At 65.7% G+C, this 10,249-nt stretch carries 7 protein-coding genes; 3 read left to right on the top strand and 4 right to left on the bottom strand.

The window, feature by feature from the left end; all coding sequences use genetic code 11:
* Window positions 1–109: 109 nt before the first annotated feature.
* Entirely contained in the window at window positions 110–3,262 is a 3,153-nt protein-coding gene (locus tag RN01_RS30385; RefSeq protein ID WP_017512521.1) for an efflux RND transporter permease subunit, read from the bottom strand.
* A 26-nt stretch (window positions 3,263–3,288) separates the two neighbouring features.
* Window positions 3,289–4,536: an efflux RND transporter periplasmic adaptor subunit gene (locus tag RN01_RS30380; RefSeq protein WP_011518003.1), complete on the bottom strand. Its 1,248-nt coding sequence runs from the start codon at window positions 4,534–4,536 to the stop codon at window positions 3,289–3,291.
* Between the two features lie 492 nt (window positions 4,537–5,028).
* Here RN01_RS30380 and RN01_RS30375 point away from each other — a divergent pair, with 492 nt between their 5' ends.
* Window positions 5,029–5,748, top strand: a complete 720-nt coding sequence (locus RN01_RS30375; protein ID WP_017512519.1) for a TetR family transcriptional regulator — start codon at window positions 5,029–5,031, stop codon at window positions 5,746–5,748.
* Between the two features lie 45 nt (window positions 5,749–5,793).
* On the opposite strand, the gene RN01_RS30370 is transcribed toward RN01_RS30375, so the two are convergent.
* A complete protein-coding gene (locus RN01_RS30370; protein ID WP_024569240.1) occupies window positions 5,794–6,909 on the bottom strand; it encodes an ABC transporter substrate-binding protein in 1,116 nt (371 codons plus the stop codon).
* 196 nt (window positions 6,910–7,105) lie between these two features.
* On the opposite strand from RN01_RS30370, the gene RN01_RS30365 reads away from it, so the two are divergent.
* Both RN01_RS30365 and RN01_RS30360 read left to right on the top strand, forming a co-directional pair.
* A complete protein-coding gene (locus tag RN01_RS30365) occupies window positions 7,106–7,780 on the top strand; it encodes a response regulator (protein ID WP_008642777.1) in 675 nt (224 codons plus the stop codon).
* The gene (locus tag RN01_RS30360; RefSeq protein WP_024569239.1) at window positions 7,780–9,267 is read left to right on the top strand and encodes a sensor histidine kinase; all 1,488 of its coding nucleotides are present in this window, start codon (window positions 7,780–7,782) and stop codon (window positions 9,265–9,267) included. Before RN01_RS30365 ends, RN01_RS30360 begins: the two co-directional genes overlap by 1 nt.
* A 24-nt stretch (window positions 9,268–9,291) precedes the next feature.
* Here the strand turns inward: RN01_RS30360 and RN01_RS30355 are convergent, their stop codons facing one another.
* On the bottom strand, window positions 9,292–10,128 hold the full coding sequence (locus tag RN01_RS30355; RefSeq protein ID WP_017515076.1) for a ChaN family lipoprotein: 837 nt from the start codon (window positions 10,126–10,128) through the stop codon (window positions 9,292–9,294).
* Window positions 10,129–10,249: the final 121 nt, after the last annotated feature.

Raw genomic sequence — 10,249 nt, 5'->3', positions numbered from 1 at the left:
GGGTGGCCGCCCGCCACAGGTGCGGCGGGGCGGTCATAGTGCGGCGCCATCGTGCAGCCGCTCAGCACCCCGGCCACCAGCAGCAGAGTGGTCAAAGTCTTTGTCATAGTCAGATTTCCTTCTGGCTTTCCAGGCGTGCCATTTCCCGCTCGTGCTGGGCCTTGCTGCCCTTGAAGCGGCTACGCACCACCACGAAGAATACCGGCACCAGGAAGATCGCCAGCAGCGTTGCCGTGATCATCCCGCCCATCACGCCGGTACCGATCGCGCGCTGGCTGCCCGAGCCCGCGCCAGTGGCAATCGCCAGCGGCAGCACGCCCAGAATAAATGCCATCGACGTCATCAGGATCGGGCGGAACCGCAGGTGCACCGCTTCGAGCGTCGCATCCACGAGGCTACGGCCCTGCGCCTGCAGGTCCTTGGCAAATTCCACGATCAGAATGGCGTTCTTGGCGGACAGACCGATCGTCGCGATCAGGCCCACCTTGAAGTACACGTCGTTCGGCATGCCACGCAGCGTCACGCCGAGCAGCGCGCCGATCACACCCAGCGGCACCACCAGCAGCACGGCTACCGGAATCGACCAGCTCTCATAGAGCGCGGCCAGACACAGGAACACGATCACCAGCGACAGCGTGTACAGGATCGGTTCCTGCGAGCCGGCCAGGCGCTCTTCATACGACTGGCCCGACCACTCGAAACCGAAGCCCGGCGGCAGCTTGGCAAAGTTTTCCTCCATCACGCGCATAGCCTCGCCAGTGGACTTGCCCGGCGCGGCCTGGCCAGCGAGCTTCACGGCCGGCATGCCGTTGTAACGCTCCAGGCGCGGCGAACCCATGATCCACTTCGACGTCGCGAACGCGGCAAACGCCACCATGTCGCCATTGGCATTGCGCACGCGCAGCTTGGTCAGATCGTCCGGCAGACGGCGATCCGCACCTTCGGCCTGCACGATCACACGGCGCACGCGACCCTCATAGATGAAGTCGTTCACGTACGAGGAGCCAAATGCGATCGACAGCGTCGAGTTGATATCGGCCACCGATACGCCCAGCGCGCGCGCCTTTTCGCGATCGATGTCGATGCGCAACTGCGGCGCGTCTTCCTGGCCTTCCGGACGCACGCCCTGCAGCACCGGCGACTGCGCCGCCATGCCCAGCATCTGGTTACGCGCTTCCATCAGCTTCGCGTGGCCCTGACCGCTGCGGTCCTGCAGACGGAAGTCGAAGCCCGACGAGTTACCCAGTTCGGAGATGGCCGGTGGGTTCAGCGGGAAGATGATCGCGTCCTTGATGAACGACAGCGCGCCGAACGCACGGCCCACCAGCGCCTGCGCGGTCTGATCCGCGCCCGGACGCTCCTTCCAGTCCTTCAGACGCACGAACGCGATACCGCCGTTCTGGCCGCGGCCGAAGAACGAGAAGCCCGCCACCGTGATCATCTGGTCCACCACCTTCGATTCCTTCTGCAGGTAGTAGTCCTCGATCTGCTTGAGCACGCCGATCGTGCGCTCTTGCGTCGCGCCCGTGGGCAACTGCACCACGGTGATCATGTAGCCCTGGTCTTCATCAGGCAGGAACGACGACGGCAGGCGCTTGAACAGCACCACCACCCCAGCAATGATCACCAGGTAGATGATCACGTAACGGCCCGTGCGCTTGAGAATGCGCGCGACCATGCCCTGGTAGCTGCCCGATGCCGTGGTGAAGGTACGGTTGAACCAGCCGAAGAAGCCCTTCTTCTCGTGGTGATGGCCTGCTTCCACCGGCTTGAGCATGGTGGCGCACAGTGCCGGGGTCAGCGTCAGCGCCAGCAGCGCCGAGAAACCCATCGAAGCAATCAGCGACAGCGAGAACTGGCGATAGATGTTGCCGACCGAGCCCGAGAAGAACGCCATCGGGATGAACACCGCCGTCAGCACCAGCGTAATGCCGATGATGGCGCCCGTGATCTGTCCCATCGCCTTGCGCGTGGCTTCACGTGGCGAGAGTCCTTCCTCGCTCATGATCCGCTCGACGTTCTCGACCACCACGATGGCATCGTCGACCAGAATACCGATCGCCAGCACCATGCCGAACATTGTCAGCACGTTGATCGAGAATCCGAACGCCAGCATCGCGCCGAACGTGCCAAGCAGCGCCACCGGCACCACCAGCGTCGGGATCAGCGTCGCGCGGAAGTTCTGCAGGAACAGGTACATCACCAGGAACACCAGCACCACGGCTTCCAGCAGCGTCTTGACCACTTCCTCGATCGAGATCTTCACGAAGGCCGAGGTGTCGTAAGGCACGCTGAACTCGTAGTCCGGCGGGAAGAAGCGCGAAAGCTCTTCCATCTTGGCGCGCACCGCGGTGGCGGTGGCCAGCGCGTTGCCGGTCGGGGCCAGCTTGATGGCGATGGCCGAGGCCGGCTTGCCGTTGATGCGGGCGAGCGTCGAGTAGTCGGCGCCGCCCAGTTCCACGCGGCCGACGTCCTTGATGCGCACCGACGAACCGTCCGGATTCACGCGCAACAGGATGTTGGCGAATTCCTCGGGCGTGTTCAGGCGGCTTTCGGTACTCACCGTGGCGTTAAGCTCCGTGCCAGACGGCGACGGGGTCCCGCCCAGTTCGCCCACGGCAACCTGGATGTTCTGCTCGGCCACTGCGGCCTTCACGTCGAGCGGCGTGAGGTTGTAGCCGGTCAGCTTGGCCGGATCCAGCCAGACCCGCATCGCGTATTCGGTACCGAACAGGTCGGCCGCACCCACGCCGGGCACGCGACGGATCGAGTCGACGACCTGCGCGGACACGAAGTTACCGAGCTCGATCGCATCCGAGTTACCGGATTTGGACGAGACCGTGATGAACATCATGTAGTTGTTGCCGGCCTTGTCGACCTTCACACCCTGTTGGCGCACTTCCGCCGGCAGACGCGCTTCCACGCGCTTCAGGCGGTTCTGCACTTCCACGGAGTTCAGGTCGGAACTCGAGCCCGGCGCGAACGAGATATTGATCGTGGCCAGGCCGGACGACTCACTCTGCGACTCGTAATAGAGCAGGTTCGGCGCGCCGTTGAGCTCCTGCTCGATCGGCGTCACCACCGTGTCTTCAATGGTCTTGGCCGATGCACCAGGGTAGGTCGTGCTGACCGTGATGATCGGGGGCGCGATATTGGGGTACTGCGCGATCGGCAATTGCAGGATCGCGAGTGCCCCGCCCAGCACGATGATCAGCGCGAGCACCCACGCGAACACCGGCCGGTCGATGAAAAACTTCGCCATGAAACTGGCTCCCTAAGTGTGCGTGGTCAGCCTTGCTTGGCCGGCTTCTGCTCGGCGGGCTTGGCTTCGTTGCTGGCTTCGGACTTGCCGCCTTCAGCACCCTGCGCGCCCGCGCCCGATGCCGGCGCAGCCGCGGTCTGCGGGTTCTGGAACGGCACGGCCTTGGCAGGCGCGCCCGGGCGAACCTTTTGCAGGCCCTCGACGATGACCTTTTCGCCACCCTTGAGGCCTTCGGTCACCACCCAGCGATCGCCGATCGCCTGCGGCGCCTTGACCGGCACCGCGGCTACCTTGCCGTCATCGCCCACCACCAGCACGCTCGCGCCCTGTGCGCTACGGATCAGCGCGCGCTGCGGCACGGTCAGCGCCTTTTCGTCCACACCCTGTTCGATCTTGACGCGCACGAAGGTGCCCGACAGCAGTTCACGCTTCGGGTTCGGGAACTCGGCTCGCAGCGTGATCGAACCCGTGGTCGGGTCCACGGTCATGTCCGAGAACAGCAGCTTGCCGGTCATGCCGTATTCCTTGTCACCGGCTTCCGGGTACAGGTGCACGCGCGCGCCGCCGTTCACACCCTTGACCTGGCCGGCCTCGATGGCGCGACGCAAGCGCGCCACTTCCGACGCCGGTTGCGTGAAGGTCACCCAGATCGGCTCGACTTGTTCGACGGTGGTCAGCTTGGTGGCTTCGCCCTTGCCGACCAGCGCGCCTTCCGTGACCAGCGCACGGCCAACGCGGCCGGAGATCGGCGCGGTAACGGTGGTGTAGCCCAGATTGATCTGCGCGGTCGTCACGGCCGCCTTGGCGGCGGCGATATCGGCATTGGCCTGACCGGCGGCGGCAACCGCCTCGTCATATTCCTGCTTGCTGACGGCGTTGGCGGCCACCAGCGGCTTGTAGCGCTCAGCCTTCTGGCGCGCGGACACGGCATTGGCCTCGGCACGCTCGAGCTGGGCCTTGGCCGAAGCCAGTTGCGCCTGATACGGGGCGGGATCGATGCGGAACAGCACCTGACCGGCCTTCACTTCACCGCCTTCGGTGTAGTTGCGCGACAGGACGATACCTTCCACGCGGGCACGCACCTCGGCGGTGCGAACACCCTCGAGACGACCCGGCAATTCATTGACGACGGCAACTGCGGACGGCGTGACGGTCACGACACCCACTTCCGGAGGCGGCATCGCGCCGCCCTGCGGGGCTTTCTGGCCGCAGGCGGACAACGCCAGTACCGCCACAGCGGCGGCAACACTACGGATTTGTTGGGACTTCCTCATCGATAACCCCATGATGGCAATTTGAGATCTGCCGCAATGCCCGCGACGCGAACAGTCGCAAAGGGCAACACACTCCGGGGGCGGGGCATGGCGGCCAAACAGGTTTTTGCTCGTTGCCAGCCACCGCTCGCAAGTCGGTGGATGGAAACGCTTTTCTTTCTACAGGCAGGATTTCCCGGCTTCGGCTCATGGCTGCGTCGCTTTGCGCGCGCGCCATCACACAAATCAGGTTGGCTGAAACTCGGGCAGGGGCGTATTATAGATACATTCGCGCATGTATGTAAGTACCCGGATAAATTTTGGGGCGTTTACAACACATGGCGATGGTTGCGTGTAGTGGAATGCTCCTGCAAATCGAGCACGATTGTTCCATTCACGGTACGATGCGCCCCGCCTAGTGCCGTTGCGCAATTTGGAGAGAGAAGCGCCTTGCCATCCACCGGCAGCGCCTATGGAGACCTGGCGACCACCGCCGTCCGGGTAAAGAGGGAAATGGTCAGACGTACCAAGGAAGAAGCGCTAGAGACGCGCAACCGCATTCTGGATGCGGCAGAGGCCGTGTTCCACGCCCGTGGCGTGGCACGTCCTTCGCTGGCGGACATTGCCGAGGCGGCAGGCGTCACGCGCGGCGCGATCTATTGGCATTTCAAGAACAAGAGCGACGTGTTCGCCGCGATGTGCGATCGCGTCAACCTGCCTGTCGAGGCGCTCTGCTCGCCCGAGCGCATTGCCTCGCAGGAAGACCCGCTCGGCAGCATCCGCGACATCTGCGCATTCGTGTTCCGCCAGACCGTCAACAATCCCCAATGGCGCCGCGTGTTCGAAATCATCTTCCACAAGTGCGAGATGGTCGAGGACAACGGCGCCATCTTCGTGCGCCAGCGCCAGTCGCACCAGGAAGGCACGGTGAAGATGCGCGAGCATCTGCGGCTGGCGATGGAGCGCGGCCAGTTGCCCGCCGACCTCGACCTGCCACTGGCCGTCAATGCCTTCCACGCCGCGATCGGTGGCGTGCTGGCGCACTGGCTGTTCTCCCCCGAGGATTTCGAATTGGCCCGCGAGGCCGAACGCCTGGCGGACGCATTCATCGACACATTGCGCCTCTCGCCGGCTCTGCGCGTGGGCTACGTGCCACGCCCCATGGCGCCGCTCGATGCGGAAATGGCGGCGCTGTGCGAACGGCAGCCCCAGCAGGCCCTGGCGTCGAACTGATTCCCGAACGGATTGCTGAGCGGGCTATGAGTTGGCTATGCGCCGTCAACCGCGCATGGCTTCGCGCCAACGCGCGATGAACGCCTTCTTGCGCAGGGCATCCTGCGCGGCCAGCAGACCGGGCCCGACACTGATCGGCCTTAGCGCGTAGCCCAGCCGTTCTGCCAGTGCGTTGGCAGTATGCGTGCTGTCGGTGTCGGTGCGAATCGTGTAGAGCTGGGACGCGGTCTGACTCAGCAGGACCTGCCCATCGCGCGACAGCAGGAAATCGAGCCACAACCGCGCCGCGTGTGGCCTCGGCGCCTGCCGCGCGATGAACGCCACGCGCGACATCACCAGGGTGTAGTCGCGCGGCGCGATGACGGCAATCCCGGCCCCGCGCTCCATCAGCGACAACGCATAGGAACCCAGCAGGTTATAGCCCAGCACCAGCTCGCCACTGGCGATGCGCTCGATCATGTCCGCCGTCGATGCAGACAACTGCACGCGCGCGCGGCCCAACGCCTGAGCCAGATACCAGAACTCGCTGCCCATGCGCGCATCCTGCTGGGCGAGCAGATAGCCAACGCCGGAACGCTCCACGTCGTACGTCACGATCTTGCCCCGCCATTGCGGCGCGCGGTCCTGCAGCAAGCGCGCCAGGCCGCTGCGGCTACTCGGAATATGGGTGCCCGCGAAGTGCTTCCGGTTGTAGACGATCACCGCAGGCTCGAACGTGGTGCCGAACGCCTCGTCGCGCCAGACCGCCCAGCCCGGCAGGCCATCGCGTTCCGGCGACTCGTAGCGCTGCGCGTAGCCGTCGTTGACGAGCTTGATCTGCAGGTCCATCGCCGTGCTCCAGAGCACGTCGGCCACATCGGCATCCCTTGCCGGCCGGTTCGTGCCGAGGCTGGCGCTCTCCGCCAGGAAGCGGTTGTTCAGCTCGATCGTGTTCAGGTCCTGATAGCGCACCCGAATACCCGGATAGCGGGTTTCGAATGCGTCGATCAGCGGCTGCGCGATCTCCAGGTCGGTCGAACCATAGACCGTGACCGATCCCTCGCGCTGCGCGCGCGCGATCACCTCGATATAGTCGCTCGGATACCCCGCCGGCACCTTCGCCATGGGCTGCGCCCGGGCCGGAAACGACGGCACACCCGCGGCCATGACGGCGCCCGCCATCAGCAGGTGACGGCGAGTAGCATGAACTGGAGGCGACTTGGTTTCTGGCACAGTAGACGCGCGTGTTGTACACGGGAAGGAGCGCCGCCATTATAGGGCGCGAGCGGCGCCCCCGACACCCGCCGCCAAGGCGGTATCATAGGCGCCCTCGGGGGCAGCCCCGGAGACAGATCAAGAGCGGGCAGAGGAGGGTCCCATGCGCATCCTGCTGGTGGAAGATGAAGTGGAACTGGCCCGCTGGGTCACACGCGCACTTGAGCAGGGCGGCTTCGTGATCGAGCATGTCACCGACGGCCTGAAGGCCGAGGCCCGCCTCATGGCCGAGGAATACGATGCGGTCGTGCTGGACCTGCGCCTTCCCGGCAAGGACGGCCTGGCCGTGCTGAAGGCCATGCGCGGCCGTGACGACCGCACGCCCGTGCTGATCCTCACCGCACAGGACACCCTGGATGAACGCGTGCGCGGTCTCAATCTCGGGGCCGACGACTACCTGCCCAAACCATTCGCCATCGCGGAACTCGAAGCCCGTATCCTGGCGCTGATCCGGCGCAGCCGTGGCCGGGCGCATCCGCGCCTGCAATGCGGCACGCTGGTATTCGACGGCGAAGCGCGCAGCTTCACACTCGCTGGCGCGCCGCTGTCCCTGACCCCGCGCGAATCGACGCTGCTCGGCGCGCTGCTGGCCCGAAGCGGCCAACCGCTGACGAAAGCCCAATTGCTCGACAAGGTGTTCTCGCTCGACGCGGACGTGAGCCCCGACGCCATCGAGGTGTTGGTCTATCGCCTGCGCAAGAAACTGTCCGGCCACGGCGTGACCATCGTCACGCTACGCGGCTTCGGCTACCTGCTCGAACCGGAGGCCGCCACCTGATGTGGCCTCGCCGCCTGCGCCAGCGCGCGCGCCTGCCTGTGCGGTCGTGGTTGCGCGGCAGCCTGCGGCGCCAGTTGCTGATCCTGCTGGTGCCGGCGCTGGCGCTCATGATGGCGGTCGATACGTGGTTCACCTACGGCACCCTGCGCGATGCCGCCAACACGGCATACGACCGCTCGCTGTACGGCTCCGTGCTGACCATCGACAACGCCATCGGGATGGCCGGCGAAAGCATCCAGCTATCGCTGCCCGACGCAGCCATGGAGATGTTCGAAACCGCGGCGCAGACACACGTGTTCTACCGCGTGTCGATGGAGCGGGCCGGCCAGATCGAGACTGTCACCGGTTATGACGATCTGCCGCTGCCGACGGGAGCGCTGCGGAACGGCCAGCCGCGCTTCTACGACGCCACCTATCGCGGCGACCGGGTCCGCATCGCGGCGATGGCCCGCCCGGTCTACCGCCCGGACGCGCACATGCGCGTGATCATCCAGGTGGCGGAGACCGCCGAGCCGCGCGCGGCGCTGATCGGCAACGTCTGGCGCAGCGCGCTGCTGCGCGACATCGCGCTGATCATCGTCTCGGCGCTGATCCTGGTCGGCGGCATTACCTACGTGCTCCGCCCGCTGCAACAGGTACGCGACGATGTGCGCGCGCGCTCGCCCGAGGATCTGACCCCGCTCGAGTTCGACCATGTGCCGGTCGAGGTGCGCCCGCTGGTCGACGCCGTGAACCTGCACGTGTCGCGCTCCGACGCGATGGCGCAAGCCCAGGCCCAGTTCATCGCCGATGCCGCCCATCAACTCCGCACGCCACTGGCCATCCTGAAGACACAGGCCGAGTTCGCGCAGCGGCAGCTCGACACGTTCGGCGGCGAAGGCGCGGCGCATTCAGGCGCCGCCGAAGCCGTTGGCGGCATCGTCAAGCAACTGGAGCAGGCCGCGCGGATGACCAACCAGCTGCTGGCACTGGCGCGCGTCAGACAGCACGCGCCGGACGGCACCGCCCCGGCCACGGAAGTGGAGATCATCGACGCGATCGGCGTGGCAGAGCAGGTGGCGCTGGACTACCTGCCACTCGCTCGCGGACGCCAGCAGGATTTTGGCTGGGAACGACCGGCCGGACTGGAACTGCCAGTGCAGGCCGATCCCGCGCTGTTGCGCGAGGCATTCGCCAATCTTGTCCACAACGCCATCCAGTACTCGGGACGCCGCAGCCGCATCACGCTCTCCGCCGCACAGGTCGACGACAGCGCCATGCTCGTCGTCGAGGATGACGGCCCCGGTATTCCCGAGGCCGAACGCGAGAAGGTGTTCGCGCGCTTCTATCGCCGGGTCGGCCACACGGAAACGGGGTCAGGCCTCGGACTTGCCATCTCGCGCGAGATGGCGATGCGCTGCGGCGGCACTGTGGTCTTGCGCGAAGGCGCCCAAGGGCGTGGCGTGCGCGCGGAACTCAGCTTGCCGCTGGTAAAGCCGACAGCCTGATGGGCCGCGCGCGCCGACGCATTGCTACTTCTTCATCACCGCATCGGCACACGGGTCAGGACGATCCACGGCAGGGACACGCACGAGCGCATCGAATGCCTTGTCGTTGGCCTCGGACTCCACATAGCCGACGCTGAGCACGCGCGCGTCATCTTGATTGGCGCGATCGAGCCAGCGGGGCACACCGATGTCGCGCCGCACGTGGCCGTTCCCCGCGATCAGCACCACGCCCCGGTCGCCATGCGCCTTCATGATCTGCGCCATCACGGCATCGCGGGCAGCCTGCGCGTCGAGCATCCCCGGCAGCATCGCCTTCGGGAAATTGCCGCAGTGCCCGGCATCGAGCGTCGCCGTCTGCAAGGCGACGAGGTCGGCAGGCAAGGGCTTGTCCAGTTTCAACTCGGCCTGCTGTTGGGGCGCGAAAACTTGCCCCAGCCCGCCGCGCACGATCTTCGCGGCATCGGCACGCGACAGGTTCGCGGCAAGCAACGGCAGGTCGTATTGCAATGCAAGTGATACCACCGGTTGGTAGAGCGCCCAGTCCCAGCCACTCTTTGGGCCCGTCGCCTGCGCGATGACATAGTCCGCATCGCGCGGACGCTCGCGACGCGCACGATCGATATCGCCCTGCCGTTCGCGGTCGAATTGCTCCATCGCGATCGCGGGCCGCCAGCCCGCCTCCACGGCCTGCGTCAGCGCCTGCAGCCGCTGCCGTTGGCCCGCCGCGTTGTCGTGCACCTCTCCGAGCAATACGTAGGTCTTGTTCGGGAAGCGCTGGCTCAAGGCATCTGGCGAAGGGCCTGTCGACGCGCATCCGGCGGTCAGGGCTGCCATTGCGATACTGGCTACGAAACGGTTCATCGCTGAGGGTTCTCCGGTTGCCCGACACTTGCGCCAGGCCATTGGAATGGGAGCTTGACGCGACACGAGCCGATTGTCCACAGCATGTGCAGCAAGGTGGCCGCTAGCCCGGGAGACGCGC

The organism is Cupriavidus sp. SHE (assembly GCF_000812445.1).
Classification (GTDB): Bacteria; Pseudomonadota; Gammaproteobacteria; order Burkholderiales; family Burkholderiaceae; genus Cupriavidus; species Cupriavidus metallidurans.
Note: the sequence above shows the minus strand (reverse complement) of the source record. Positions and strands in the feature narration are given on the sequence as shown.

What these genes read in the sequence shown, in the direction of transcription:
- RN01_RS30385 (WP_017512521.1), bottom strand. Translation starts at nt 3,262, where the DNA reads ATGGCGAAGTTTTTCATCGACCGGCCGGTGTTCGCGTGGGTGCTCGCG.
- RN01_RS30380 (WP_011518003.1), bottom strand. Translation starts at nt 4,536, where the DNA reads ATGAGGAAGTCCCAACAAATCCGTAGTGTTGCCGCCGCTGTGGCGGTA.
- RN01_RS30375 (WP_017512519.1), top strand. Translation starts at nt 5,029, where the DNA reads ATGGTCAGACGTACCAAGGAAGAAGCGCTAGAGACGCGCAACCGCATT.
- RN01_RS30370 (WP_024569240.1), bottom strand. Translation starts at nt 6,909, where the DNA reads ATGGCGGGCGCCGTCATGGCCGCGGGTGTGCCGTCGTTTCCGGCCCGG.
- RN01_RS30365 (WP_008642777.1), top strand. Translation starts at nt 7,106, where the DNA reads ATGCGCATCCTGCTGGTGGAAGATGAAGTGGAACTGGCCCGCTGGGTC.
- RN01_RS30360 (WP_024569239.1), top strand. Translation starts at nt 7,780, where the DNA reads ATGTGGCCTCGCCGCCTGCGCCAGCGCGCGCGCCTGCCTGTGCGGTCG.
- RN01_RS30355 (WP_017515076.1), bottom strand. Translation starts at nt 10,128, where the DNA reads ATGAACCGTTTCGTAGCCAGTATCGCAATGGCAGCCCTGACCGCCGGA.